The 24,716-nt window shown below is 68.4% G+C and carries 26 protein-coding genes; 9 read left to right on the top strand and 17 right to left on the bottom strand.

The window, feature by feature from the left end; genetic code table 11:
- Positions 1-139: 139 nt before the first annotated feature.
- Positions 140-814: a hypothetical protein gene (locus OG385_RS35070; RefSeq protein WP_266862002.1), complete on the top strand. Its 675-nt coding sequence runs from the start codon at positions 140-142 to the stop codon at positions 812-814.
- 290 nt (positions 815-1,104) lie between these two features.
- Here OG385_RS35070 and OG385_RS35065 read toward each other — a convergent pair whose 3' ends face one another.
- The 5 genes from OG385_RS35065 to OG385_RS35045 form a co-directional block, all read right to left on the bottom strand.
- A complete protein-coding gene (locus tag OG385_RS35065; protein WP_266862001.1) occupies positions 1,105-2,130 on the bottom strand; it encodes an aldo/keto reductase in 1,026 nt (341 codons plus the stop codon).
- Between the two features lie 202 nt (positions 2,131-2,332).
- Positions 2,333-2,968, bottom strand: coding sequence for an amidase (locus OG385_RS35060; protein ID WP_266862000.1), 636 nt, complete (start codon positions 2,966-2,968; stop codon positions 2,333-2,335).
- Positions 2,965-3,093 carry a hypothetical protein gene (locus OG385_RS35055; RefSeq protein ID WP_266861999.1) on the bottom strand — a complete coding sequence of 43 codons (129 nt, stop codon included), beginning with the start codon at positions 3,091-3,093 and terminating at the stop codon, positions 2,965-2,967. Before OG385_RS35055 ends, OG385_RS35060 begins: the two co-directional genes overlap by 4 nt.
- 121 nt (positions 3,094-3,214) lie before the next feature.
- Positions 3,215-4,603: a cytosine permease gene (locus OG385_RS35050; protein WP_266861998.1), complete on the bottom strand. Its 1,389-nt coding sequence runs from the start codon at positions 4,601-4,603 to the stop codon at positions 3,215-3,217.
- The gene (locus OG385_RS35045; RefSeq protein ID WP_266861997.1) at positions 4,600-5,775 is read right to left on the bottom strand and encodes a serine hydrolase; all 1,176 of its coding nucleotides are present in this window, start codon (positions 5,773-5,775) and stop codon (positions 4,600-4,602) included. The genes OG385_RS35050 and OG385_RS35045 overlap by 4 nt, the downstream gene beginning before the upstream one ends.
- 115 nt (positions 5,776-5,890) lie before the next feature.
- Here OG385_RS35045 and OG385_RS35040 point away from each other — a divergent pair, with 115 nt between their 5' ends.
- The gene (locus OG385_RS35040; RefSeq protein ID WP_266861996.1) at positions 5,891-6,874 is read left to right on the top strand and encodes a LysR family transcriptional regulator; all 984 of its coding nucleotides are present in this window, start codon (positions 5,891-5,893) and stop codon (positions 6,872-6,874) included.
- A gap of 42 nt (positions 6,875-6,916) precedes the next feature.
- Here OG385_RS35040 and OG385_RS35035 read toward each other — a convergent pair whose 3' ends face one another.
- The gene (locus OG385_RS35035) at positions 6,917-7,534 is read right to left on the bottom strand and encodes a TetR/AcrR family transcriptional regulator (RefSeq protein ID WP_266861995.1); all 618 of its coding nucleotides are present in this window, start codon (positions 7,532-7,534) and stop codon (positions 6,917-6,919) included.
- Positions 7,535-7,701: 167 nt separating this feature from the next.
- Here OG385_RS35035 and OG385_RS35030 point away from each other — a divergent pair, with 167 nt between their 5' ends.
- The 3 genes from OG385_RS35030 (at position 7,702) to OG385_RS35020 (ending at position 9,781) form a co-directional block, all read left to right on the top strand.
- A complete protein-coding gene (locus OG385_RS35030; RefSeq protein ID WP_266861994.1) occupies positions 7,702-8,331 on the top strand; it encodes an MSMEG_1061 family FMN-dependent PPOX-type flavoprotein in 630 nt (209 codons plus the stop codon).
- A gap of 13 nt (positions 8,332-8,344) precedes the next feature.
- Positions 8,345-9,253, top strand: coding sequence for a PDR/VanB family oxidoreductase (locus tag OG385_RS35025; RefSeq protein WP_266862190.1), 909 nt, complete (start codon positions 8,345-8,347; stop codon positions 9,251-9,253).
- A 114-nt stretch (positions 9,254-9,367) separates the two neighbouring features.
- Complete coding sequence (locus tag OG385_RS35020; RefSeq protein ID WP_266861993.1) at positions 9,368-9,781, top strand: VOC family protein; 414 nt, start codon at positions 9,368-9,370, stop codon at positions 9,779-9,781.
- Positions 9,782-9,892: 111 nt separating this feature from the next.
- On the opposite strand, the gene OG385_RS35015 is transcribed toward OG385_RS35020, so the two are convergent.
- The 3 genes from OG385_RS35015 to OG385_RS35005 all read right to left on the bottom strand — a co-directional run bounded on the left by OG385_RS35015 (position 9,893) and on the right by OG385_RS35005 (position 12,596).
- The gene (locus OG385_RS35015; RefSeq protein WP_266861991.1) at positions 9,893-11,263 is read right to left on the bottom strand and encodes a DEAD/DEAH box helicase; all 1,371 of its coding nucleotides are present in this window, start codon (positions 11,261-11,263) and stop codon (positions 9,893-9,895) included.
- Between the two features lie 258 nt (positions 11,264-11,521).
- Entirely contained in the window at positions 11,522-12,058 is a 537-nt protein-coding gene (locus OG385_RS35010) for a hypothetical protein (RefSeq protein ID WP_266861989.1), read from the bottom strand.
- A 109-nt stretch (positions 12,059-12,167) separates the two neighbouring features.
- Positions 12,168-12,596: a MarR family winged helix-turn-helix transcriptional regulator gene (locus OG385_RS35005; RefSeq protein ID WP_266861987.1), complete on the bottom strand. Its 429-nt coding sequence runs from the start codon at positions 12,594-12,596 to the stop codon at positions 12,168-12,170.
- A 101-nt stretch (positions 12,597-12,697) separates the two neighbouring features.
- On the opposite strand from OG385_RS35005, the gene OG385_RS35000 reads away from it, so the two are divergent.
- Complete coding sequence (locus OG385_RS35000) at positions 12,698-13,339, top strand: MBL fold metallo-hydrolase (protein WP_266861985.1); 642 nt, start codon at positions 12,698-12,700, stop codon at positions 13,337-13,339.
- Between the two features lie 71 nt (positions 13,340-13,410).
- Here OG385_RS35000 and OG385_RS34995 read toward each other — a convergent pair whose 3' ends face one another.
- Positions 13,411-14,577: an epoxide hydrolase family protein gene (locus OG385_RS34995; RefSeq protein ID WP_266861984.1), complete on the bottom strand. Its 1,167-nt coding sequence runs from the start codon at positions 14,575-14,577 to the stop codon at positions 13,411-13,413.
- Between the two features lie 23 nt (positions 14,578-14,600).
- Complete coding sequence (locus tag OG385_RS34990; protein WP_266861983.1) at positions 14,601-15,290, bottom strand: TetR/AcrR family transcriptional regulator; 690 nt, start codon at positions 15,288-15,290, stop codon at positions 14,601-14,603.
- A gap of 241 nt (positions 15,291-15,531) precedes the next feature.
- On the opposite strand from OG385_RS34990, the gene OG385_RS34985 reads away from it, so the two are divergent.
- Positions 15,532-15,921, top strand: a complete 390-nt coding sequence (locus tag OG385_RS34985) for a VOC family protein (RefSeq protein ID WP_266861981.1) — start codon at positions 15,532-15,534, stop codon at positions 15,919-15,921.
- A gap of 13 nt (positions 15,922-15,934) precedes the next feature.
- Here OG385_RS34985 and OG385_RS34980 read toward each other — a convergent pair whose 3' ends face one another.
- From OG385_RS34980 to OG385_RS34970, 3 genes are all read right to left on the bottom strand, one after another.
- Positions 15,935-16,321 (bottom strand): excalibur calcium-binding domain-containing protein, encoded by a 387-nt coding sequence (locus tag OG385_RS34980; protein ID WP_266861979.1) that lies wholly within the window; start codon positions 16,319-16,321, stop codon positions 15,935-15,937.
- A 4-nt stretch (positions 16,322-16,325) separates the two neighbouring features.
- Positions 16,326-17,891 carry a prepilin-type N-terminal cleavage/methylation domain-containing protein gene (locus OG385_RS34975; RefSeq protein ID WP_266861977.1) on the bottom strand — a complete coding sequence of 522 codons (1,566 nt, stop codon included), beginning with the start codon at positions 17,889-17,891 and terminating at the stop codon, positions 16,326-16,328.
- A 68-nt stretch (positions 17,892-17,959) separates the two neighbouring features.
- On the bottom strand, positions 17,960-18,595 hold the full coding sequence (locus OG385_RS34970; RefSeq protein WP_266861975.1) for an excalibur calcium-binding domain-containing protein: 636 nt from the start codon (positions 18,593-18,595) through the stop codon (positions 17,960-17,962).
- A 379-nt stretch (positions 18,596-18,974) separates the two neighbouring features.
- Between OG385_RS34970 and OG385_RS34965 the strand changes: the two genes are divergently transcribed.
- Positions 18,975-20,123: a hypothetical protein gene (locus OG385_RS34965; protein ID WP_266861973.1), complete on the top strand. Its 1,149-nt coding sequence runs from the start codon at positions 18,975-18,977 to the stop codon at positions 20,121-20,123.
- 312 nt (positions 20,124-20,435) lie between these two features.
- Here the strand turns inward: OG385_RS34965 and OG385_RS34960 are convergent, their stop codons facing one another.
- The 3 genes from OG385_RS34960 to OG385_RS34950 form a co-directional block, all read right to left on the bottom strand.
- Positions 20,436-20,984 carry a PadR family transcriptional regulator gene (locus OG385_RS34960; protein WP_266861971.1) on the bottom strand — a complete coding sequence of 183 codons (549 nt, stop codon included), beginning with the start codon at positions 20,982-20,984 and terminating at the stop codon, positions 20,436-20,438.
- 143 nt (positions 20,985-21,127) lie between these two features.
- The gene (locus OG385_RS34955; RefSeq protein WP_266861969.1) at positions 21,128-21,952 is read right to left on the bottom strand and encodes an A24 family peptidase; all 825 of its coding nucleotides are present in this window, start codon (positions 21,950-21,952) and stop codon (positions 21,128-21,130) included.
- Positions 21,953-22,205: 253 nt separating this feature from the next.
- Complete coding sequence (locus OG385_RS34950; protein ID WP_266861966.1) at positions 22,206-22,538, bottom strand: type IV pilin protein; 333 nt, start codon at positions 22,536-22,538, stop codon at positions 22,206-22,208.
- Positions 22,539-22,828: 290 nt separating this feature from the next.
- Between OG385_RS34950 and OG385_RS34945 the strand changes: the two genes are divergently transcribed.
- The gene (locus OG385_RS34945) at positions 22,829-24,670 is read left to right on the top strand and encodes a GspE/PulE family protein (RefSeq protein ID WP_266861964.1); all 1,842 of its coding nucleotides are present in this window, start codon (positions 22,829-22,831) and stop codon (positions 24,668-24,670) included.
- Positions 24,671-24,716 lie beyond the last annotated feature (46 nt).

Below are 24,716 nucleotides of genomic sequence, written 5' to 3'. Positions count from 1 at the left end.
TGCGAAGCTTCCGCTCCGAGCGGGCTGATCCCACCGACACCGCGGCGGCAGGTCTGTGGGGCCGCAGCTCATTATTGAAGTCGCCGAGTGGGTGGGGCGGCAGGCGCAACAAACCCTGCCGAAGATCGTTGATGACCGTATGAGGAAATCCATTGCATGGCGGCAGTTGCGCGTTCTGGTCTCGGTCTCCACCCTGACACTTGGGGTCGTCGGCGCGGGCAGCACACAGGCGAGCGCGGCAGGCCATGGGTGTCCAGCGGGGGAGATCTTCGCTACGAACAACACCGCGATCGTCACGGATCCGGCCGACCCCCGGCTCAAGACCAGCCTGACGCGTTTCGATCACGAGGTGCGCGGGATCATTCGTACCAACGGCGCGCGGCCCGGCGCCTCGAAGCTGCTGGACGGCATCTTCTGGTCCGGCGCCCTCAAACAGGCCACCTACGAGCGCTCCCGCGAGTTCGACGTCAACAAGGTCGGCCAGGACGGGCTGCACCACGTCGCCAGTGTCATCGCCAAGCGGTACCACCAGGAGTCGGTGCTGACCTTCCGCTGCCTGCCGCGTTCCTCGCCGGAAACCGACGCAGTCGAAATCCAGGCTCCCGGCGTCAGTGCCCCTCGTCTGCACCACGAGTTGCTCGCGAACCCCGAGGCCCGCGACGAGCTCGGAGGCGGGTCAGTCACCCTTGACGGGCGGCTCATCCTCGTCGTCCCGCTCGCGGACCTGTCCCTGGCTGAGAAGTTCACGAAGAACCTCGGCGTCGACTGGAACAGGGTCGAGGTGCGCTACGGCGACAGAGAGTTCGTGAGCTGAGCCTGCGGACAAACGGTGGGGGGTGCGGCCTTGCGGGGTACGCGAAGCCGTCACGGGCCCCTGCGGTTCTGGCACACATTCCGTGAACGGTCGCGTCGGAACGACGTCTGCCGGAGGAGCGGAGTGTGTGACCAGCACCGATCGGAGGCTGGAACGGGCCCGGTGAAGCCGCTCCACGGAATGTGCGCGTCGATTCAAGACTCAGGGTCACAAGGCCTCGACAGGCCCAGTCTGCTTGCGCCCGGCGCCGGCTGTCGGTTGGCCTGCCCCACCAGCATTGCCCCCGAGCGTCAAGGTCCCAGCACACGCCCGATCTCTGCGACCTCCTCCTCTGCCAGCGGCCCGAACTCCAGCGTCCGGGCGTTTTCCTCTGCCTGCGCCACGGTCCGAAAGCCGGGGATGGGCACCGTCCGCGGGCTGCGCGCCCACAGCCAGGCCAGCGAGCCCTGGGCGAGAGTGCGCCCGCGGCTCGTGAGGATGGACCGTACAGCCTCGACGCGCGCGAGCCATCGCGGATCGGCGCCGCCACCCGCCGCGAAACCCGGCAGCCAGGCAGGCGGCGCATGGCGGATGTCACCGGCGGCGAGTGTGCTTCCCGGCATGTACTTCCCGGTCAGCAGCCCCATCGCGAGCGGGCTGCGGTTGATGCTCGCAAGAGCGGTCTCCTCGCACAAGGCGAGCATTTCGGGCGCGTCCTGGAGGACGTTGCAGCGGTGCTGCACGGCCGCGCAGTGCGGGCCCGCGGCGAAGACCGACGCGCGCGCCGGGTCGTCGGTGCTCCATGCGTACGCGCGGATGAGCCCTTCTCGTACGAGATCTTCACAGGCGTCCCGCAGGAGAGCGGCCCGTTCAGGATCCACGTCCGACAGGTGGAGCTGGTAGAGGTCCACGTAGTCGGTGCCCAGCCTGGCGAGCGACGCCGTCAGCGCACGCCGTACGTACACCGGTGAGTCGTCGCCGCCCGTCAGGACCTTGCTCTCCTCGTCGAAGAGGTTGCCCCACGTGGTGGCCACGACGACGTCCGCCCGGCGCCTGCCGAGGGCCCGTCCGAGTACGCGCTCGCTGTGCCCGGTTCCGTAGACGTCTGCGGTGTCGAAGAAGGTCACGCCGAGGTCCAGCGCACGGCGCACGGCACGAACGGACTCCTCGTCATCGACCTTGCCCCAGCCGAGCGGGCTCCCGTCCGGGCCTTGCCATTCCCCGCCGATGGCCCAGCAGCCAAAACCGAGGGCGCTCACCTCGATTCCGCTCCGTCCGAGGGCCCTTGCGCGAGGCAGGTGTGTACCGGCGGCCGGCGTCCCGTCAATCGTCTCCATGCCTGTGAAGGCTAGGAGTTGGAGTGCATGTGAAGGCAACCCTCCTGCCGGGATCAGACCCGGTACACCGCCGGATGCGCCGACAGAAGCGATGTTCACGAAGTGCCCGCGGCCCTGCGCGCACACCGCGCACGGCTGCGGTCGGGCGATGTGGGCACAACTAGCGTGCACGTGACCAGAGTCGATGCACCGCGGACCGCGACTACCCCTGTGCCGAGGTCTCCGATTCCGCGCTCGCTTCGGCGGCCGGTACGACGGTGTAGGGGTCGGCGCCGTCGGGTCCTTCCATGAGGGACAGGGCCAGGCGCAGGTCGCGCACGCTGGGGGCCATGGGGCCCGCGTGCCACCAACGGCGCGGTACGGCGGGGAAGTGGCCGGTCATCGGCACCCTGCCGTGGGTGGGCTTGATCGAGGCGATCCCGGTGTCGGCGGCGGGCCCGCGCACGGAGATGGCGACATCGCTCCCGATACCGAGAGGCGAGAGTCCGCTTGCGATGGCCGCTGATTCACCGCCGCTGGAGCCTCCGGGGGTGCGTTGCGGGTCGTAGGGGTTCAGGGACCTGCCTGCGACGTGGTTGTCCGTCTCGGTCCAGTAGGACATCTCCGGCAGGTTCGTCTTGGCCAGCAGGATGCCGCCGGCTTGCCGGAGACGGGCCACCGGAGTGGCGTCGCTTTCGGGCACCCGGTCGGCGAAGAGCCTCGATCCGCGGGTGGTACGGACCCCCGCCGTGTCGAAGGAGTCCTTGACCGTGAAGGGCACCCCGCCGAGCGGGCCGCTTGCCGGTCGCGCTGCGGCGTGCAGAGCCTGCTCACCGAGCACGGTCACGAAGGCGTTCACCCGGTCACCGACCGCCTCGATCCGGTCGAGGTGGCGGCCACCACCTCGACGGCGCTCACCGTGCCCTCGGAAATCAGACGGGCGAGACCGATCGCGTCCTGCCATACGAGGTCGTCGGCTTCCATAGAACACTGCCTTCCGTAAACGACTTCCCCGCCGGTCCGGACAAGCCGGCGCCCCCGTACACGGGCACGGTCAACACTGGTCGCCGGGAACCGGGTCAGCCGCGCCGGAGGGAACGAACGGCTACGACGGTTGCACAACCGGCTCGATCCGACGATCCCGGATCAGCTTGGCGCAGGCGTAGTATCCCCCTCCGCCCACCACGAGCCCGACGAGCCAGGACACGTCGGCGCCGCCCAGGGAAGCCACCAACGGCCCCACGTAAACACTGCTGTTGATGAACGGCAGTTCAACGGCGATCGACACGAAGTAGATGAGCACCGCCCACCAGGTGAAAGTCCCGTAGCGGCCGTTCTTCGTCAGCAGCGCGGGAATGTCGTAGTGACCGCGGCGAACGACGTAGTAGTCGGTGAGGTTGATCGCGGTCCACGGCACCAGCAGGTACAGCACGAACAGCGTGATGTTCTGGAAGGTCGTCAGCAGACTGCCGCTGGACACGATGGCGAGCGCGCTCGCGACGACCGCGAAGCAGATCACGAAGAACGCCCGTGCTGCCGCGGTCGAACGCACCCGGCCCTCCGCCGACAGCGCGCTGACCGCGGTGAGGAAGGCACCGTACGGGCCCTCCGCGCCGGCCGGGACCAAGCCGATGAGCAGCGCCACGACCAGCAGACCACTGACCGACGGAAAGCGGCCGGCCAGGAACCCGATCGCGTCGGAGTTCACCGCGGCACTGTTGACGGTCGCGGCCATCGCTCCGACGATCATCGTGCCCGCACCGCCCACGGCCGAACCGAGATATGTGTAGGCGAACGTCACCCTGGTCGGTGTGTCCGCGGGCAGGTAGCGGGAGTAGTCGGACACATAGGGAGCCCAGGTGACCTGCCAGGCGACGCAGACCGAGATCGCCGACACGACGGCGCCGACGGAGTGCGTGGTCGCGCCGGACGGGTGGCTGGACAGCTGCGGGAGAAGCCGTACGAACAACGCGAGGAACGCCACACCCGAGATCACCGCGACGACCCGGCCTGCGGCATGGATCAGCCGGTATCCCACCAGGGGAATCATGAGCAGCACCAGGTTGAACACCACGATGCCCACGGTCTTCGGCACATGGGCCCATGCCGCGATCGCCTGCCCGGCGACCAGGCTGCCCTCGACGGCGAAGCCGAGGTACATCAACACGACCATGGCGGAGGGCAGCACCGCGCCGTAGAGACCGAACTGGGCGCGGCTCTGCACCATTTGTGGAAGACCGAGCTGGGGCCCCTGTGCGGAGTGGTAGGCCATGAACAGCCCGCCGACCAGATTCCCCACCACGATGCTGATGACCGCCCAGGTCAGGTCGAGTCCCATCCCGATGGTCACCGCGCCGGTGATCAGAGTGTTGATCTGCACATTGGTGGAGAACCACAGGGCGAGCTGGTGCCATGGCCGACCGTGGCGTTCCGTGGCTGGAATGTGTTCGATCGTGCGCCGCTCCAGCGCGAACGACGGGTGCCCCTTCATCATGCCTCCCAGGTGCCGCGTTCGGACCCGACGGCCTCGGCGATCGCCGCGAGCGCCACGGCGTGCTCGGTACGGCCGTCCCGGGGGTGCGGGAGGCTGGAGAACTTCACGATGACGACGTCTCGCTCCGGGTCGAGCCACAGGTACTGGCCGAAGATGCCGATCCCGAACAAGGTGCCTGCCGAGTCGCCGGGGATCCACCACTGGTTGCGGTAGGTCCCGTTCGGGTGGATCGACCCGAGGTCGCGGTCGGGCAGTACCGCTGCGAGGCCACCCCGGCGCGTGGCGTGGATCCACTCCTCGGGAATGACCTGAACCCCGTCGACCACGCCGCCGTCGAGCACACATCGACCGAAGCGGGCGAGATCGCGGGCGGTGGCACTGATTCCTGCACAGGCGTAGGGGGTGCCCACCGGATCCGTGGAGACCACGGCATCGTGCTCGGCTCCGATCCGTGACCAGATACGTTCGCCGAGCAACCTGGGATAGGGGAGCCCCGCGGCGCGCTCCAGTACCCAGGCGAGCACGTCGGTGGTCGCCGAGCAGTACTGGAACCGGCGCCCGTGCGGGCCGTCGGGCTCAAGGCCGGTCAGAAAGGCATGCACGCCGTCCGGATCCCCGCTGTGCCGGGGCCGCCAGCCCACCGCTCGGTCCCCGACCCGCACCTCGGACCGCGGATCGTCGTAGTCCTGGTTGTAACGCAGCGCCGCGGTCATATCCAACACGTCGCGCACCGTCGCCGTCCCGTAGGCCGACGACGCCAGTTCCGGAACGTAGGTCGCCACCGTGGCCGACACGTCGAGTATCCCGTCGTCCACCAGGCACCCCGCGGCCATGCCGGCGATCGACTTGGAGACCGACATCAGCACGTGCCGGCGGTCCGGCGCCGCCTCGCCGTAGTAGCGCTCGAACAGCACCTGGTCGCCGCGCAGCACGACGATCGCGTCGGTCGCCGTGCGCGCAAGGAACTCGGCCACCGTCGAGGAGCCGCCGGTGGTGGCGATCACCGTCTCGTCCAGCCTCGTGCCGGCCGCGGCGAGTCGGCGGGGCCGGGTTCGGCCGCGTGGGATCACCGCGGTGTCCAGCAGGCGCTCGACATGGTTGAACGCCCAGCGATTGGACGGCGGTTCAAGCCAGTTCGCGAGCGTGGCCGGGACTTCCTGGGATGCGGTCATGGTGCGGCTCCTGGTTCAAGGCGGGCGGGGGTGGGACCCAGAGTCGCGAACCCGGACCATGCTGTCCAATACCAATTGTTGCGAGGTTCCCATGCCGAACCGGCATACTGCGGGGATGGAGATCAAGCGTTGTCGCTACTTCCTCGCGGTCGTCCAGGACGGCACCGTCACCGGGGCGGCGAAACAGCTCCACGTCGCACAGCCGGCGCTCTCCCGGCAACTGCGCTACCTGGAGAACGAGTTGGGACTGGTCCTGTTCGACCGAACCGGTCCGCGGTTCCGGCTGACCAGCGCCGGCCGGCAGTTCGTCACGGCCGCCGAGGATCTGGTCTCCCGAGCCGACCGGATCGAAGCCGCGGCACGGTACATGGCAGGCGGTGGGCTGTCCCGTGTGGTGGTGGCCGCGGCCCAGACCACGATCAACGAGGTGGTCGCGCCGTTCGTCGCGACGCTGGGTCCCGACGATCCCTTCGTCTCGGTGCGCGAGGTGTCCGCGGACCGGATCTGCACCACGGTGAGCAAAGACGCCGACCTCGGTCTCGCCGCGGGGCCGGCCGACGACCCGACGCTGGCATGGCGTCCACTGACGGACGTACCCCTGCGCGCCTACGTCGCCCCCACCCACCGGTGGGCCACCCGGGGGCGGCGCAGCATCACGATCGCCGAGCTGGTCACCGAACACCTGCTGCTGCTGACCCGGGAGCACCCGGCGCGAGCCGTCCTCGACCAGGCGGTGTCCAAGGCCGGCCTGACCTACGCCCAGGTGACGGAAAGCAGCAACGCCCTGATGTGCGAGGCGCTCGCGGCAAGCGATTTCGGCGTCGGCGTCACCACCGACCTGCCCCGGTTCGGCGGCTGTCCCCTGCTGATCGACACCGTCGACCGGACCACCCTGAGCCTTCAACTGCACGTCTGCTGGAGTCCGCAGCACTACGGGGTGGAGGCACTCACCGCCGTCGTGGACCGCCTCGCCGAATTCGCCGCGACGTACGTCCACGACACCGCATGGCGTACCGGCACCGGTCACCCCACCACCGCCGGTGCGCCTCCGCAGATACAGCGGACGGCGAAGGGGACGCAGCCGAACCGGATGGACTGAACCCAGTGGACTGGTGGGTACGGGGAGAGGAGGCGATGGCCTTCAGCCGCGCAAATAGCGGGTCACCATGGCCACGAGTTCGTTCTCCAGCCTGGTGGTGTCGAACGGGTCGGGCTCCGCGACGAGCGGGTGCACGATGAATTCGATCGCCGCGACGGCGAGCCGTGCCGCCGCCGCCGTGTCGGCCACCCTGACTTCCGGATGGCGCTCGAAGAGTTCCCGGACGTACTCGACGTCCGCCTCATGGTGCCGGGCGACCTTCTCCAGCAGGCCGGCAGACAGCGGTGGTTGTTCCATCATGACGCGCAGCAGGTGCGGATCCCCGAGGTGGTTCTCGATCGACGTCCGCACGAACAAGCGGATGATCTCTTCCAACGACTCCGGCAGCGCGCCGCTGCGGCGGCGGCTCATGGCCGCGGCTCCGGCGTCGAGGTGCCGGGTCACCAGTTCGGCCAGGATCGCGTCCTTGTTCGGGTAGTACTGGTACAGCGAACCGATCGAGACCCGGGCCCGTTCAGCGATCCGGTTGGTGGTGCCTGCGGTGTAGCCCTGCTCGGCGAAAACGTGAGCAGCCGCAGTGAGGATGCGCTGCCGGGTGAGCTCCGCGCGGGCCTGGCGTGGCTCCTTACGTGGCTGAAGCCGCCGTTTCTCCGACGTCATGGAACCCCCTTCGAAGCGCCGCCAAAGCGAGTAGCGCATGAACTGAATAATTGCTCATAATTGTGCCATGACCTGCTGTTGAGCAGAGTTTCCCCACCGTGCTGACTGTGCGTCCCCGCGCATCTCACCCAGACGGAACCGGAAGACGAAACCGAAAGGAGTCTGTTATGACGCATACCCGCGTCCGGCCGCGCCGGGTGGCACCCGCCGAGGTCCGTGCCCGGCTGGGCGAGCCCGAGGCGATGCTGAAGGAGAAGAAGCAGAACCACATCGACGAGTTCTCCCGCCGCTTCATCGCGCATTCCCCCTTCCTGGCGCTGGCCACCTCCAGCGCGGACGGACACCTGGACTGCTCACCCCGGGGCGACTACCCGGGCTTCGTGAAGGTGCTCGACGAGCACACGCTCGCGATTCCCGACCGCCCCGGCAACAAGATCGCCGATTCCTTCACCAACCTCGCCGAACACGACGGGGTCGGGCTGCTCTTCCTGATCCCCGGCGCCCGGGAAACGTTGCGGGTCAACGGGCGCGGCTATCCCACCGACGAGCCCGATGTGCTCGCCCGGATGCAGACCGAGGCGCGCGAACCTGTCCTGGCCATCGTTGTCGAGGTGGCGGAGGCGTACTTCCACTGTGGTCGCGCGCTGATCCGGTCCCGTCTGTGGGATCCCTCAAGCCAGGCGCTGGCCGACGAGCTTCCGTCGGTGGGTGAGGTCGCGGCTGCCCAGTTCGGCGTTGACATCGATCCTGCGATGCTCGAAGCGGGGCTCGAAGCCGGCTACCGCGAGCTGTACTGACGAGGGGATTTCCATGCAGCAGACGGTTATCGACCGGATCGAAGAGATCGCCGAAGACGTGGTCTCGGTGGCCCTGCGCGGTGCCGGGGGGCCGCTGGCGCCGTGGCGGCCGGGAGCGCATATCGACCTCACCCTGCCGAACTGGCTGACGCGGCAGTACTCGTTGTGCGGTGACCCCGCGGAGCGCGGGTGGTATCGCATCGCGGTCCGTTTCGATCGGTTCAGCCGGGGCGGTTCGGAGTATGTGCACCGCTTCCTGAAGCCTGGTCGGACACTCGAAATTTCCTTGCCACGCAACCACTTCCCGCTGGAACCCGCGCCGGAGTATCTCTTCGTGGCCGGCGGGATCGGCATCACGCCCATCCGGCCGATGCTGCGTTCGGCGATCGAAGGGGGCGCTCAGGCGAAACTGGTGTACGTGGGCCGATCGCGCGCCTCCATGCCTTTCGCCGAGGAACTGCGCACCGCATACGGAGACAGGGTGGCCATCGTCGCGACTGAAGAACACGGCAGGCCTGACTTCGCAGCAATGGCAGCCGGTTCGGGCTCCCGTGCACTGGTCTACTGCTGTGGGCCCGCGCCGATGCTCGCCGCGGTCGAGGCGGCGTTTCCCGTCGGACGGCTGCGTGCCGAGAGGTTCCGGCCCACCGCGCGGAAGTTCGCACCGGACACAGGGTTCGATGTGGTGTGCGCCCGAAGTGGACGGACGATCCAGGTCGATGCCGGGAAGTCGTTGCTGGACGCCCTGAGCCACGCCGGGCAGCCGGTCCCGTCCGGCTGCCGCGAAGGTGTGTGCGGCAGCTGCGAACTCACGGTCCTGGAAGGGGAGCCCGAACACCGCGACGACATCGGGGCACCCGAGGGCCGGATGTACCCGTGCGTGTCCCGCGCACTCTCGCCACGCCTGGTTCTGGACCTGTAGGGGAAGCGGGAATAGTGCCTCACGGCGAGACACGAGGGCCTTCTGCTCAAGGGCTTAGGGGGCGCTCAGAGATCGCGATCGAGCCGGAGTCGGAACTGGGCTAGAAAGGACGGTATGGAACTCACCCAGATACGCCTGTTGGTATCCGACTTCCCCGCCGTCTACCGCTTCTACCGGGACGTGCTCGGGCTCAAGCCGCAGTTCGAGGCGGAGAGCGGCCCGTACGCGAAGCTCAGTCCCGACACCGGACACGCCGCGATTGCGCTCCAGGACCGGGCGCAGATGGCCGACGTGCTGGGGCGATTGGGGGCGGAGCCGGAGGGATATCGTGCGCTGGTGGTGCTCCGGGTGGAGGACTTGGACGCCGCCCACGCCGAACTCACCTCGCGGGGAGCGGAGTTCACCAGGGACCCGGGACCGATGGGGGACCGGATGCGGGTCGCGTACCTGGAGGATCCGGAAGGGAATCTGATCGAGCTTCAGGAATGGCTGGCGCTGCGCGAGCAGGTGGCAGCAACGCCGGCGTAGAAGTTGCAGCGGAGGGCCCGTCCGCGACCGAGCCCCGTCGCGGAACCAGCTGGCCGGCGTGCGGTCGTCGGGCCTTCTGTGTTCGGTCGGCGGCCGGTAAGTCCGTCCGGGTCAGCGGCTCTTGCGTACCCGGGCCGCCGCTCGTGCTTCCGCCGTCTTGCGGGCGTCGGCCGTTCTGCGGGACTCCTTGGGGCGGCCCGGACGAGTGCCCATGCCGCGGAAGGGGGCGTTGCCGCTGCTCTTCTCTTCGATCGGCGGGCGCTTCGCCCCGGTGATGGCGGTCAGCCTCTCCTCGCCGGAGCGCACCTGGGTGACAGTCGGCCGGACCCGGGCGTCGGTCATGATCTGGTTCACGTCTCGCCGTTGGTTCGGGGTGACCAGCGTGACCACGATCCCGGATTCCCCGGCGCGAGCCGTACGCCCACCACGGTGCAGGTAGTCCTTCGCGTCGGCGGGCGGGTCGACGTTGACGACGAGGTCGAGCGCCTCGATGTGAATGCCTCGCGCCGCGACATTGGTGGCCACCAGCACGGTGATCTCGCCGTCCTTGAACTGCGCGAGCGTGTGTGTGCGCTGGGGCTGCGACTTCCCGCTGTGCAGGGCGGCAGCCCGTACGCCGCTGGTCCGCAGGTGACGGGTGAACTGGTCCACGCCGGCCTTGGTGTCCAGGAACATCAGGACCTGGCCGTCCCGCGCGGCGATTTCGGTCGCGGTCGCGTACTTGTCGGCGGGATGGACGTTCAGCACATGGTGTTCCATCGTGGTGACCGAGCCTGCCACACGGTCGAGCGAGGCTACTACCGGCTCGTGCAGATAGTCCTGCACCAGCCGGTCGACATTGCGGTCGAGCGTGGCCGAGAACAGCAGCCGCTGTCCGTCGGGGCGGACCTGGTCGAGGATTTCCGAGACCTGCGGCAGGAACCCCAGGTCGCACATCTGGTCCGCCTCGTCCAGCACCGTGATCCGCACCTGCTGCAGATCACAGGACCGGCGCGATACGAGGTCGGCGAGCCGCCCCGGCGTCGCGACGACCACTTCGGCGCCGGTCCGCAGCAGCGCCGCCTGCCGGTTGATCGCCAGCCCGCCCACCACCGTCGCCAGCCGTACGTTCAGCGCCTGCGCATATGGCTTCAGCGCGTCGCTCACCTGCTGCGCGAGTTCCCGGGTCGGCACCAGGACCAGTGCGAGCGGTTGCTTCGGCTCCGCTCGCATACCTGCCGTCCGCGCCAGCAGCGCAAGCCCGAAGGCAAGCGTCTTGCCGGAGCCGGTCCGGGCGCGGCCGAGGACATCACGGCCGGCCAGCGCGTTGGGCAGGGTCGCCGCCTGGATCGGGAAGGGCTCTGTCACGCCGAGGCCGGTCATCGTCGCCGTCAGCTCCGGCGGCAGCCCGAGTGCGTCGAAGGACTCGACCGGCGGTAGGCCACGGGCAGCCGTCTGCGGCGTTGTGAGGTCGCCCTTCGGGGACGGCGGCTTCGCGTTCATGGGGGAACCTTCCTCGGTCTGGCGCCCGGAACGCGCCGGGGCCCGCACCCCTCGGTACGGGCCCCAACGGTTGTGAAGCGTGCCCCCAGTTTATCAGCGGGGGCCCGGGCACATTCCGGTCCGTCGGCACGCCCGCTGTCGAAGCTGTCGAATGGGCAGTCGGTCTCCTGCTCGACGTAAATGATGGGCCTGCCGAGTGTCAGCACCTACCGGCAGTGCATCCAGAGAGAAACGCTGACACGAGGGCGGAACGCTCAACTACCCCCGGCCGGCGCCGTCGCCCGCACCCGGTCCGGAACACTCTCCATGACCCAAGGTCCAAAAGCCGGCCTTCGCCAGGATCCACTCCTCCAACGGCGGACCGTCGTAGGTTTCCCGGTCCACGAAAGCGAAACACACCCGAACGTGCTCGGCAGGGGCTGTTTCGAGGTCGCGCTGGCCGAAGTCGTACTCCCTGCTCTTCCCGTGGCAGCACATGCTGTGCATGGCGGAGACCAGTGCTGACTCGGTGACGTGCGAGCCGAATCGGCGCAACTGTCCGTGCCCGGGGCCGGGCAACGTCACCTCGTCCGACGCCAGCGACAGAGTCAACGATCGAAGCGTGCGGCACTCACAGACGAGCAACTCAACCGATCCCACCCCAAAGCGGCGTGGCCACCGGCGCCTCTGGCTGACCGGCCCGAGATCCTCCGGCTCCCCGTATTCAGCGGCGATGTCGGCCAGTCGCGCCTCGGGCCGTAGCACTCCCAGCGCCCCAACCGCCGCCAGTTGTGCCAACTCCTCTGTCAATGTCACGGCGAGATCATGTCACTACCGGCCAACGGACTGAGGTTCCCCTTGGAGCTCCTCGCGCAGCACTGTCCCGTCGGCATAGTCGCTGATCACCGACTTTCGTCGGTGCACCTCAGTGTTGTCCGGCAAGGCGAGCCGTCAGGCGGGACAGCAGGGCGACGGACTCGCTGAGCCGCAGCTTTTCGTCGGGGTCGAAGGTCTCGCGGATGGCGGCGCCCAGGGCACCCGCGCGGAGAGTGCGTTCCCGCTGGAGTCGGGAGCGGCCGGCGTCGGTGAGGTGCAGCAGGAGCTTCCGGCCGTCGTCGGGGTGCTGCTCGACGTGGACCAAGCCGCCGGCGGAGAGTTCTTTGACCGACTTGGCGGCCGACTGGTGTGTGACGCCGCGCAGGCGGGCCAGGTCGGCCGTGGTCAGGGGGCCGCCGCGGTCGAGGAATCCGAGAATGGCGGCCTCGCCGGGAGGCATGGTGTCCACGGCTCGTACCGCCCGGACCAGCTCACCGAGTGACCGCCGCAGCTCCTCGGCCAGCGCGTCTTCGTCCATGGGGTCATCTTAGCCGAAGCTTCGGAACTCAGTTGTACAGTTCAGTTGTACAGTTTGGTTGTGTAAATTGGTTGCGGCGAAGGTGGAAGGACATAGCGATCATGGAACTCACCAAGTTCGGTCATGCGTGTGTGCGGCTGGAGAAGGACGGGCGCCGCCTGGTCATCGACCCGGGCGGTCTGACCGACCCCGGGGCGCTGGAAGGCGCCGACGCCGTGCTCGTGACGCACGAGCACTTCGACCACTTCTCGGAGGAGGTGCTGCGCCGGGCGGCCGCTGCCCGTCCGGATCTGCGTATCTGGACCAACTCCTCCGTCGCGAAGCGGCTGGACGGCATCGGCACGCAGGTCACCGCCACCGGGGACGGGGACGCCTTCAGCGTCGCGGGCTTCGACATCCGGGTTCACGGCGCCTGGCACGCGGTCATCCACCCGGATGTCCCGCGCATTCCCAACATCGGATTCCTGGTGGACGAGGCCCTGTTCCACCCCGGCGACGCCCTGACCGTCCCCGGTACTCCGGTCGGCACGCTACTACTGCCGGTGCACGCTCCCTGGTCCACTGTCGGCGATCTGATCGACTATCTGCGCGAGGTCGCTCCCCGCGATGCTTACGCCGTGCATGACGGCGCCCTCAACGACGTCGGCACCGCGATGGTCGAGGGCTTCCTCGGCGAGCGGGGCCCCGGAGTCCCGGCCCGCTACCGCCGATTGGTCCCGGGCGCGAGCGTCCGGCTTGGGTGAGGCAGGCCGGCTCCGCCGGCGATGGCGGCGCGTTCCTCAACGGTCCGTTTCCTCACGGCCGTTCCGCCGGCTCACAAGCCCGGCCGTGAGGCTTGCGGGTGGTGGGGGCGGAGTTCGCGGAAGAACGCGGTGATGTCGTCGGCGAGCAGGGCGGGTTCCTCGTGGGCTGCGAAGTGTCCGCCGCGGGGCATGTGCGTGTAACGCGTGAGGTGGTAGGTGCGCTCGGCCCAGCTTCGTGGCGGTTGAGCGAGGTCCGCGGGGAACAGCGCGAGGGCGGTCGGGACCTCCACCCGCCGAACCCGTCGGGTCAGGTGGTGCGCGTATTCGTAGTACGGCCGGAAGGATGTGGAGATCGTGCCGGTGAACCAGTAGAGAGACGCCTGGGTGAGGAGGAAGTCGTCGCTGAATCGTGTGGACAGGTCGCCTCCGCAGTCGCTCCACGCCCGGTACTTCTCCAGGATCCAGGAGAGCAGTCCGGCGGGGGAGTCGCTCAGGGCCGGGGCGAGGGTGAGGGGGCGGGTGTTCTGCTGGTGCATGTAGCCGCCCTCCTCCGCCTGCCAAGCCGCGGCGGAGTCGAGGTGCTTCTCCTCCTCGGGTGTCAACGAGGCCGGGTCGTGGTCGGCCGGGGCCGCGGCGGCGAGCAGGTGGATGCCCACGACGGACTCGGGGTGCGCTTCGGCGAGCCGTGAGGTGATGCCTGCGCCGAGATCTCCGCCGTGGGCCGCGTAGCGGTGGAAGCCGAGGTGGCCACGCATGAGCCGGTGCCAGAGCTCGTGGGTCTGCTCGGCACCGGTGAGGGCGGGCCGCTGGGGGGAGAAGGCGAAGCCGGGCAGTGAGGGGACGATGACGGTGAAGGTGTCCCGGGCGTCGCCGCCGTGGCGGGAGGGGGCGGCCAGCCGTTCGGCGAGGGCCGTGAGTTCCAGGACGGTGCTCGGCCAGCCGTGGGTGAGCACGATCGGCAGGGCGTCCGGGTGCTCGGCGTCGTAACGGAGGTAGTGCACCGGTGTGCCGTCGATGTCGGCGAAGTGGGAGGGCAGGGCGTTGACGGCGGCTTCGTGGGTTCGCCAGGTGTAGTCGGTGGCCCAGAGCGTGACGAGGCGGCGGAGTTCGGCGGCGTCGGTACCCGCCTCCCAGCTGTCGACCGGCCAGGGCTCGGGCCACCGGGTGGCGCGCAGCCGGGCGCGGAGGTCCTCCAGGTCGGCGTCACTGACCTCGATGACCGGGGCGGCAATCGGCACGGCGTTCTCCTTGGTTTCTGTGCTCAGGGTGCGGGCGTGGCAGGGGCGGCGTCGGCCGCCTCTCCGCGCGTGGCCTGTGGAGTGGTACGTACGGTGTGGGCGAGGCACGTATCCGATCCGGCGGCCGGGCCGAGCACCTGCACGATGGCTGCCCGGGTCTCCTCGCGCGGTTCCCGGTCCGTGGAGAGCAGGGTGTGCATGATCATTCCTTCCAGCAGGGCGTCGAGACGGGCGGCGCCCTCCGGCCCGGTGAAGCGGGCCAGCACCGCCCGGCTGGATCTGGTCCACTGCTGGGTCAGCGCGCGCAGCGCGGGATCGCGCAACGCGGCCAGGTGCAGTTCGAAGCCGAGGACCGCGCTGCGGTGCCGGGACGGCCCTCCCCGGACCAGCTCCACCAGGACATCGATCAGGTCCTCGCGCGAGGTCACCTCGGCGAAGAGTGCCTCGTACTCGGCGGTCTGTTGCTCGACGTACCTGCCGAACGCCTGCGTGCACAGTTCGGTCAGGCTCGCGAAGTGGTAGGTGACGGAGCCCAGCGGCACGTCCGCACCGGCGGCGACCTTGCGGTGGGTGATCCCGGCGACCCCGTCCTCGACGAGCACCGACAACGCGGCATCGAGTACGCGCTCCCTGCGTCGCGGATCGTGTCGGCGTGTGCGTCGCCCCGCGCCGCCCGCTGGTGGTTGCTCTGCGGGTACTTCCTTCTCCGGCATAAGAACAAAAGTACACTACGTAAGGAACGGATGTTCTTATCCTGTTTCTGGCCTGCGGGCGGCCCGTCCCTCGCCTCGGTACGGCTTCGTCGTGGCTGGGACGCCCGGCTCCCCGTAGGTTGCCGCGCCGTAGCGCCCGGCGAAGGGGTGGAGCGGGCGGGACCCGGCGTGTGCGCGGCCGGACGGGGTAGGCGGCTCTCCAGCGAACAGGGATGCGCCACAGACCGAAAGCAGGAGGACCATGGGAGTTCCGAAAACGACTGTGCTTGTACTCGACTGTTCGGAGCAGGCAGAACTGGCCGACTTCTACGCCCAGTTGCTCGGAGCCGAAGCACGTATGGGGGCCGACCCCGACGTCATGGAGGTCATCGGGAACGACGGCGTCCATCTGGCGGTCCGCAAGGACCACGGTTACGCTCCGCCGAGCTGGCCGCGGCCCGATGACGCCTCCCAGGCGCACCTTCGCATCCTGGTGTCCCAGGACGATATGGACGAGGCCGAACGTGAGGCGATCGGCCTCGGTGCGCGGCCCCTCGACACCAAGAACAACGGCGGCCGACACGACGTCCGCATGTACTCCGATCCCGCCGGGCACTCGTTCGCACTTGTGGTCTCCGCTCCGGTTCGGTGAGCATCCCCTGTTGCTACGTCGGCCGCGGCTTGAGCGGCTCGATGATCGGCGCACCGTCCTTGTCGGTCATGAAGTCGCGGTGGACCGGCTTCTTGTCCGTCGGCTCGGGCAGGTTCGGGCACGCGATGCCGTCGCCGTCCCGGTCGAGCGCGTTCGGGTCGAGTGCGTCCGCTCGCAGCACCGCTTGCGCGTCGGCCTGGGTCTTGAACGCGTCGCAGTCGACCACGTGCCCCTTGTGCACATACGGAGCGACGTCGAACGCATGCTTCGGGGGTCCGTTGTCACCGCACGCGGTCAGCGTGATCGCCGCGATCACGCTGACCGCCACGATGGAGGTACGACGCCCCGGTCGTAGCCGGCGGTCCGGGCCCTTGTGGATGGTGCGTGGCTGGTCTGCCATGGTTCTAGGCCGATCCTGTCCGAAACACCGCGACAGTTCCGTTCGCCGGATCGACCGCATACACCTTCCCCGTAGTGTTGTTCGTGGCCACCGCGCCGAACTGGGACCCCGCGTCGAGGGAAGCACTACCCAGCAGCGTGCTGCCGTCGGCCACCCCGAGGCCGCCCGGCGCTCCGTCGTAATTTTGTTGTGCGAAGAAGATCCTGTTCAAGTCTCTCAGCACGGTGAGCTTGTGATCATTGTTCCCGGTGGCAGTTGACTGTGAGCAGGCTGGTGCCACCCCCGTGACCTTCGTCCCGACGATTCGGTCGATGCGGCCACCACCACCGCCGCAATTCCCTCCAGACCCACCGGCCAAGTAGACGTAGACCGACCCTGCCACGGGGTTGTACACCACGGATTGGGCAATGTAGGGCGTTCCCACCGGGTCGTTGATCGCTGTCGAACTGCCGTTGCTGGGGTTGATGGCGATCGTTGTTGCGACGATACTCAACCCGCCCGAGGGGTTCGGAACGCATCTCCTGGCAGGGAGGTAGACCCGGTTGCGGACGGGATCGACAGCGGTGATGCCACGAAGGGAGTTTGTAACAAGGACGTTCCCGGCGTTGGTGCCGCAGTATTGCGTCGTCGTCTCGAACTGCGCCGCGATCCTGGCTTCGTGGGTCTGCGACGAGATGGCGAAGAGGCCGATGGTCGCATTCGCGCCGCTGCCAAAACCCTGCTTGGCGAGATACACCGCGTGGTGCACGGAGTCAAAGGAAAAGGAGACAATGCTCGCAAGTCCGAGAGCGGGCAGTGTGATCGCCTTCGCCGACGAGCTTCCGGCCGAGATATAGGCGACCGCCGAGGTGCTTGCGCTACCGCCGCCGACATAGACCTCGCCGTTCTCAGGGGAGACGGCCAGACCAGCGACGGTCGTAGCAAAGCCGCTGACGTGGGTCACTTGATCGGCGTTCTTCGTGTCGATGATCGCGACGCCGCCCGTACCCCCGACGTAGACCCGCCCCGTGCCGGAGTCGACCGCGATGCGGGTTGGGCTCGACACAGCGCTGGAAACATCAATCGGTTCACCGATCGCGGCGTCGGTCTTGCCGTCGATCACGGTCACGTCGTTGCTTCCTTGAGCCACGACGTACACGCGATTGGCCTTCTCGTCGACCGTGAGGTCGGTCGGATTCGTGCCCGCCTTGATGGCGTCCGCTCCGCCCTCCGTCGGTGCGGAGATGTCATTCAGCGCGAACGACGACTTTTCGCCTCGACCGCACTTGTTTTCCTCACCGACCACCACCATGTTGTAGCCCGGGACACCGGAGAGCAGCCCGTCATCTTTCAGATCATCGGCTGTCCCGTAGTGTCCGTACTTCGCGCAGTAGGACTCTTCCGCTGTGCGCAGCGTAGTCGCCTCCGCGGAGACCGCGCTCTTGTGGCCCTTGTCGCCGATGCCCCTGACGGAGAACACCACGATGGCGGCGAGAACGCCGAGGATCACGATGACCACGAGCAACTCGATGAGTGTGAAGCCGTCCTGGCTTCTGGCGCGCGATGAGAACCGGCGATGGTCCGATGTCATGGCAGTCGGGGCTTCCTTCAATCGATGGGTCACGTCCAGCCCGAGCACACGCGCGAGCCCTCGCCGCGTCACGGTGTTCCCCGTCGCACGGGCTTGACGTCCTTGGGTCCCGGCAGGTCCCGGCAGGCGATGCCCTTGCCGTCGCCGTCAAGGTGATTCGGGTCGGCCGGTGCGAAACGCAGGACGGCCTGCGCGTCCGCTTGGCTGGCGAAGTCCGAGCAGTCGTAGGCGTCATCGCCGTAGCGCAGGAAGTAACGGGCGTCGAAGGGCCGCTTCCGCTGCGGGCAGAGCGCGCTGCGAGTGTCGCCAGGACGGCACGCGAAGTGCTGTGCGATGCGAGGAACCGGTTTGGTGTCGCGCGGTTCGGGCAGTCCACGGCACGCGACGCCGCCTCCGTCATCAAGGTGATTCGGATCGCTCGGGTTGGCCCGCAGCACCGCCTGGGCATCCGCCTGACTGGCGAAACTGATGCACGCGAAGGCGTTGCCGTGGATGGCGTATTCCTTGGGGGCGAACACCTTGCTGTGCGGGCAGAGCGCGCTGCGCTGGGTGCCCGGCGTGCACCACTCGGGGTCGGGTTTCTGGGCTGAGGCGGCCCCGTCCGACCCACCGCGCACAAACGCCACAACGACGAGCGCTACCGCAACCACCGCGAGACCCAGCCCGCCCCACCTGATCGTGCGCGAGCGCGAAAGTCTGCTCAACAGTGCCATTAGACGCCTCTGCCCATCGTGCCGCCAGCCCCTCCCACGCGTCCTGCGGCGGGCCGACGGCACACGGCCGCCGGCCCGCCGCAGGCTGGATAGGTGCATTACATACACAGCGGACCTGGTTGTCAATCATTGACTACTGGGTCGTCAGGTGAGCACCATCTAGGCGTGTGAGGCACCGTCATGTCGGGGAACCACGCAGATGCTCAGGAGTTCTCGGACATCTGCCCACTCCTGCCAGGAGGGTGCCCGTGCGGCAGTCGCCGCCGACCGGATCAACGAGGAGTAGCAGATGCAACTAAGACCCAGACACACTCGGAGTGGCCCGAACTCCGGCTTCACCGCGATGCGCCGGGTACGGAACGCTTTCGCTGTGGGTGCCCTCGCGACAGCGCTCATCGGCGCCACGGCACCAACCGTGTTCGCCTCGACGGATTCGCAAGTCGGTATCGCGAACAACATGTACCCCGCGGTGACGGACATGAAGGGTGCGATCGAGTCGGGTGGGTCGTTCACGGCGTTCACGGCGAATGGTGCATCGCAGGTCGGCGGGTTCTGGAACAAGCCGACAATCGATACGTCGACGATGCGGGGGATCACGTCGGGCAGCCTGCGTCAGCAGCTGAAGAGCGCCGGCCCCTACACCACGTGCGATCCGTCGTCGTCGAACAACTGCGTCAATGGGCCTTTGCACATTGACGCGTTCCTGTCGGCGGACGAAACCAACGCGGACGCGGTGATCCCGACCGCGGATGGTGGGACGTGCACGGCGAGCGGGAGCGTCGAGTGCAACGGCACGATCTCAAGCAAGCATGCTGTGGCCATCGGGCACCTGGCGATCTACAGCTGCAGCGGCAGCTGGGCGGGCTCAACTCACGGTGATGACCCGTCCAACGCCGGGACTCCGCCGCTGGCGTCCGGCGCGGACGCCAATGGCAGCGGTAACGGCAAGGCCCAGTCGCCCCGGTGTGACGCATCGCCGGTCTCCGGCGGCGCGCCCACGACGATACCGGGGGTGGTGAGCTGGCTCGCGACGAGTGGACACCGGATCGCGGTCGCCGACCCGGCTTCCGCACCGTTCGGTGCGGCGTCCAAGCAGGCGTTGATCCAGAACGGGTTCTCGTGGGTCACCAGCGGGGCCGGCCAGAACGTGTTCACCGGAAGCGCGTGCGACAGCGCGGGTACCGCGTGCAAGGTGCGCCTGGAATCAGGGATCAGCCAGGTACGTGGCGCGGTGACGGCCAACGCCGGGGGAAACACCCAGCTGGGTCTTGTCGCGAAGTCGAACGTCATGCACGTGAGCTGGACGTCGAGTTCACTGAACGGCACCACGGGCAATGACCCCAACACGTGGACCGATGTCGATCCGAGCGCGTACTCCGTCTACGGAAACATCGAGCAGTACGGCGTCGCCCTGAACGGCGGCAACGCGGGCGCAGCGGCCGCTTGGGACGACCTGTTCAACGCCACGTGGGACAGCAACACCAACATCCAGACGACCCTCGCCGCCTACGGCTACTAGGCAGTCCGGAGCACTGGGCAACGGACCGTCGGCCAGGCGCGAACATCGCCCGCCGACGGTCCCGGCTCGCTGATCCCCGTCGGGGCGGTCCCCCTGCCGATCGGCGGCAGGACCGCCGACGTGCGCATCCCGCGGCGACGCCGACCCCCGGTTCATCCCCTGTCCAGAAGACCCACTTGCTCAGGCCTTGCGCACGCCGGCTCGAACGTCGCGGGGTCGGCGATTGCGATGGTGATCGCCGAGCCGTCTCGCCGGTCCGTCCACGCGCAGCGGTGACGTGGACGCCTGGGCGAGGATGCCACGAGCGTGACGTCAGCCGGTCTTGACCGTCGGCTGCGCCGAGTCGACGTCGACGGCGTCGAGAAACCGGCGCGCGGCGCGGACGTGTTCCAGCCGCCAGGCATAGATCGCACGGACGAGGTAGTCGCCGGCGTGCTCCTTGGCGCGCAGCGACTCCTCGATCTCGTCGATGACGTCCCGTTGGCGCTCGACCAGGCGAGCCGGGCTGCTGGCGCGACGCTGGAGCAGCAGAAGCTTGCTCGTGAGCTCGGCGCGGATGTCGAACAGTTTGACCACGGGTTCGCTGAGCCACCGGCTGACCGTCATCTTCGCCGAGCGGGTGGTGGCGTAGATCATGCGCTGCGGTCCGCGATCGCTTTCCTCGGTGCCGACCGGCGTGATCAGTCCGCGCTCGACCAGTCGCGTGATCGACCGGTAGACCATGGGTCTTGAGATGTACCAGAACTCACCGATTTCCGCGCCCTCCGCGGTGAGGGCTGCGATGGCGAAGCCGTGGCTGGGCCGTTCAGCCATGAGTGCGAGCACGATCCACTCGGCGAGTGGCAGATCAGGTTGTCCCATGGTCACCAGGGTATGCGGTCGCCGACGGTGTTCGCTGCGGTACCCAGGCAGCTCGCGGCGCTGTAGTCACCCTGAGCGGCGTGCGGGTCCGCCGGTAGCGGCAACCGGCAAACCGGCCCGCGGCTGACGTCCGGCCCGGGTGGTTATGGCCGGTGGCGGACCGTTGTGTGCGGCGCACCCATCGCGTACGGGTCACTCACGCTCTCGTACCAGTGGATGACAGGGGCGCCGACGAGAATCGCGGCGATGGCGCCGGCGGTGAGGAACACACCGAAGGGGAGGCGGGTATGGCGGGTCGCTCGGCCCGCCGCCATGAGCGCGATACCCACCAGCAACCCGACGACGCTGCCGGCCAGCAGCGCGAAGACGAGATACCACGGACCGAGCCAGCCCAGCCCCGTGCCGAGCAAGCCGGCCAGGCGCACGTCACCGAATCCGAGCCAGGCCGGCCGCAGCCAGTGCAGGGCGAAGAAGACAGCGAATGCGCCCACTCCGCATGCCGCTGTCACGCCGAGCCGATGCCACTGGCCGGTGACCGCCGCTGCCGCGAGCAGGCAGGCGGCGGTGAGCCCGAGAGTCGGGTATATCAGCCGCCGAGGGAGCAGGAACTGTTCGGCGTCACAGGCGGCCAGGGCCAACAGCCCTGCGGTGAAGACCAGTTGGGCCGGTAGGACTTCCGACCGGCCGAAGCGCAGCGCCTCGGCGATGAACAGGATCGCGGTAAGCGCTTCGATGAGCGGATAGCGCGCGGGGATCGGAACCCGGCAGGCGCGGCAGCGCCGGCCCAGCAGGAGCCAGGAGAGGACGGGGATGTTGTCCCGGGCCGCGATCGGCGTGGCGCATCGCGGACAGGCGGAGCGGGGCCGTACGACCGAGCGGCCGGCCGGCACCCGGGAGACGGCGACGTTGAGGAACGACCCCACCGCGAGCCCCAGCAGGCCAATAATCATGACAAATGTGTATGGCATGGGCGCAATGGTTCCGTACCGTGCGTGCTGGTCGCTACCGGCACCCAGCGGGTGGACCGGACCGGAATTCCAGGTCTCTGCGACCCGCCCCGCGACCGGCCCCTGCATCCGCAAGGTGGTTCAGGCATAGGGCAGTTCCGGCGAAGCCGCCGGCCACCGGCCGCGGTTCACCAAGTGGCGCTTGCGCTGCCACCCGGCGAAGCACGGCCGGCTGAGGACCTCCGGTCGGCGGCGTCGGCGAGGACTCCCCTGATCAGGAGGCGCAGGGCTTGCCGGGTATCGCCGTGACGGCAAGATCGGTTTCATTGCTTTTCAGCGTGACTTCGTACCACTGGGAAGCCGTGGACAGGAACCCACCGCTCACCAGATCGTCCATGCTGCCGTACTTACTGTTGTTGGCGAAGTACGCCTCTTCAGCAGTCTGGACCGTGGACTGGTCGGTCTTGCACGCCGCGCCCTGCCCCTTGTCGTTGATGCCACGGACGGAGAAGACGACGACGGCGGCCAGGATGCCGAGGATCACGATAACCACGAGAAGCTCGATCAGTGTGAAGCCGGCTTCCGCGGTCTCGTTCAGTGCACGCATTCGCTGGCGCAACCTGCCTTGCAGGTATGTGTACATCTTTCTCCCTCTACGGCGACCCGGTGCAAGCAAAACCGGGCGATAGTAACAGCCTGATTAATCAGCGGCAGACTACTTACCGGACAGTGGACTTACAAGGGGCGAATCCGGCGGTCGCCGCAGAGGCGACGCGGATGGCAGTGCAGTGGTGTGCTGTAGCATCCGGCTGACTAATCAGCGGCTGACAGTACTGCGGGGTGCACTCGCGGCGCATACACGGCCGTTGTTCCGGATGCACGAAAGGGGTGGGTGCCTTGGCGAATCGTCGGCTTCTCCGGCGCCGCGCGGAGACGACAAGCCCTGCGGGCGAGGACGGCACCCTGCCCGATGGGGCGCGCGGCTCGGCGCCGTCTCCGGTCCCGGCGGGTGAACCGGTCGAGGACGCGGCGTCCGGCGCGGCGCAGTCGTCGCCCGCAGGGCAGAAGCGGCCGCGTATTGGGGAACTGCTGGTGCAGCGCGGGCTGCTCACCCCGGCGCAGGTGGACGAGGCGCTCCTGCAGCAGTCGACGTCGGGCAAGCGACTCGGCGCGCTCCTGGTCGAACTCGGCATGGTCGACGAGCGGTCACTGATCGAGGCGCTGTCGGTGCAACTCGACATACCCGTAGCCGACTTGCACCAGAGCGAACCTGATCCCGAGGCGGCCGCCCGGGTGCCGGAGGCGCTGGCACGCTCGCTGGGCGTCGTCGCGGTGCGGCGGGCCGATGGCACGCTGCTGATCGCGGCGGGCGACCCGGGTGACCCGCGCGTGCTCGACGAGGTCGGCCGGGCCGTCGCGCCGGATCGGGTGCAGTTGGCGATCGCGGCTCCCTCGGACATCCGGCGCTCGATCGACAGCACCTACCGGGCGCTGACCGGTGTCAGCAGCCTGGTCGAGGCCTTCGAGGCGACCGAGACCGGCCGCAACGCCAACTCCGGGGCCAGGGTGGTGAGCGAGGACGCGCCGGTCGTGCACCTGGTCAACCTCATGCTGACCCAGGGCCTGCGCGACCGGGCCTCGGACATCCACGTCGAACCGCACGCCGACCGGGTCCGGGTCCGGTACCGCATCGACGGCGCGCTGCATGACGTGCTGAGCCTGCCGGAGAACATGGGCCCGTCCCTGGTCAGCCGGATCAAGATCATGGCCAACATGAACATCGTCGACCGGCGGCGCCCGCAGGACGGGCAGATCGCCACCGAGATCGACGGCAGGTCGGTCGACATCCGGGTCGCGACCACCCCCACCATCTGGGGCGAGAAGGCGGTACTGCGGCTGCTCGACAGCAACCGCACACTGCTGCGGCTGGCAGAGCTCGGGATGCCGGCCGCGACCTACGCACGGTTCTCGTCCCTGCTGCGCTCCCCCTACGGCATGGTCGCCTGCGGCGGACCGACCGGCAGCGGCAAGACGACCACCCTGTACGCCACGCTCGGTGAGCTGAACCAGAGCGAGCGCAACATCACCACCATCGAGGACCCGGTGGAGTACGTGGTCCCCTCGGTCAACCAGATCCAGATCAACGACCAGGCGGGCGTCTCGTTCGCGACCGGGCTGCGCTCGATACTCCGGCAGGACCCCGACGTGATCCTGGTCGGCGAGATCCGGGACGCCGAGACGGCGCGGATCGCCGTCGAGTCCGCTCTCACCGGCCACTTCGTACTGTCGTCCATCCACGCCGCCGACGCCTGCTCCGCGCTGCACCGGTTCGCCGACATGGGTATCGAACCGTTCCTGATCACCTCCACGGTGGCCGGCGTGGTCAGCCAGCGACTGGTGCGGCGGATCTGCGATCAGTGCCGCGAGCCCTACCAGCCGGGCGTGGACGAACTGGCCTTCTTCGCAAAGGCCGGCGGGTCGACCGACGCCGGGTTCTGGCAGGGCCGGGGCTGCAACTTCTGCTCCCGGACCGGCTACCAGGAGCGGATCGGCGTCTTCGAACTGCTCGTGATGAGCGACGCGGTCAAGCGGATGCTCGTCGAGCAAGCGCCGGTCGACAGCTTGCGCAGGGCCGCCCGCGAGCAGCACATGGACAGTCTCCTGGACGGAGGCGTCCGTCTGGTGGAGGAGGGCGTCACGACCATCGCCGAGATCATGTCCAGCGTGTACGTGGTCTAGGTCCTGTCCGGCCGGCTGGATGCCGCACCCCAACACTGACGACGCG

The organism is Streptomyces sp. NBC_01306 (genome assembly GCF_026340465.1).
Classification (GTDB): Bacteria; Actinomycetota; Actinomycetes; order Streptomycetales; family Streptomycetaceae; genus Streptomyces.
Note: the sequence above shows the minus strand (reverse complement) of the source record. Positions and strands in the feature narration are given on the sequence as shown.

Excerpts from the sequence above, each read along its gene's own strand:
- OG385_RS34990 (WP_266861983.1), bottom strand. The coding sequence starts at position 15,290 with ATGCCGGAGAAGGAAGTACCCGCAGAGCAACCACCAGCGGGCGGCGCG.
- OG385_RS35030 (WP_266861994.1), top strand. The coding sequence starts at position 7,702 with ATGACGCATACCCGCGTCCGGCCGCGCCGGGTGGCACCCGCCGAGGTC.
- OG385_RS35025 (WP_266862190.1), top strand. The coding sequence starts at position 8,345 with ATGCAGCAGACGGTTATCGACCGGATCGAAGAGATCGCCGAAGACGTG.
- OG385_RS35050 (WP_266861998.1), bottom strand. The coding sequence starts at position 4,603 with ATGATGAAGGGGCACCCGTCGTTCGCGCTGGAGCGGCGCACGATCGAA.
- OG385_RS34985 (WP_266861981.1), top strand. The coding sequence starts at position 15,532 with ATGGGAGTTCCGAAAACGACTGTGCTTGTACTCGACTGTTCGGAGCAG.
- OG385_RS34975 (WP_266861977.1), bottom strand. The coding sequence starts at position 17,891 with ATGACATCGGACCATCGCCGGTTCTCATCGCGCGCCAGAAGCCAGGAC.
- OG385_RS35020 (WP_266861993.1), top strand. The coding sequence starts at position 9,368 with ATGGAACTCACCCAGATACGCCTGTTGGTATCCGACTTCCCCGCCGTC.
- OG385_RS35035 (WP_266861995.1), bottom strand. The coding sequence starts at position 7,534 with ATGACGTCGGAGAAACGGCGGCTTCAGCCACGTAAGGAGCCACGCCAG.
- OG385_RS35040 (WP_266861996.1), top strand. The coding sequence starts at position 5,891 with ATGGAGATCAAGCGTTGTCGCTACTTCCTCGCGGTCGTCCAGGACGGC.
- OG385_RS35045 (WP_266861997.1), bottom strand. The coding sequence starts at position 5,775 with ATGACCGCATCCCAGGAAGTCCCGGCCACGCTCGCGAACTGGCTTGAA.
- OG385_RS35005 (WP_266861987.1), bottom strand. The coding sequence starts at position 12,596 with ATGGACGAAGACGCGCTGGCCGAGGAGCTGCGGCGGTCACTCGGTGAG.
- OG385_RS35000 (WP_266861985.1), top strand. The coding sequence starts at position 12,698 with ATGGAACTCACCAAGTTCGGTCATGCGTGTGTGCGGCTGGAGAAGGAC.
- OG385_RS35055 (WP_266861999.1), bottom strand. The coding sequence starts at position 3,093 with ATGGAAGCCGACGACCTCGTATGGCAGGACGCGATCGGTCTCGCCCGT.
- OG385_RS34955 (WP_266861969.1), bottom strand. The coding sequence starts at position 21,952 with ATGCCATACACATTTGTCATGATTATTGGCCTGCTGGGGCTCGCGGTG.
- OG385_RS35015 (WP_266861991.1), bottom strand. The coding sequence starts at position 11,263 with ATGAACGCGAAGCCGCCGTCCCCGAAGGGCGACCTCACAACGCCGCAG.
- OG385_RS34950 (WP_266861966.1), bottom strand. The coding sequence starts at position 22,538 with ATGCGTGCACTGAACGAGACCGCGGAAGCCGGCTTCACACTGATCGAG.
- OG385_RS35070 (WP_266862002.1), top strand. The coding sequence starts at position 140 with ATGAGGAAATCCATTGCATGGCGGCAGTTGCGCGTTCTGGTCTCGGTC.
- OG385_RS34980 (WP_266861979.1), bottom strand. The coding sequence starts at position 16,321 with ATGGCAGACCAGCCACGCACCATCCACAAGGGCCCGGACCGCCGGCTA.
- OG385_RS34960 (WP_266861971.1), bottom strand. The coding sequence starts at position 20,984 with ATGGGACAACCTGATCTGCCACTCGCCGAGTGGATCGTGCTCGCACTC.
- OG385_RS35065 (WP_266862001.1), bottom strand. The coding sequence starts at position 2,130 with ATGGAGACGATTGACGGGACGCCGGCCGCCGGTACACACCTGCCTCGC.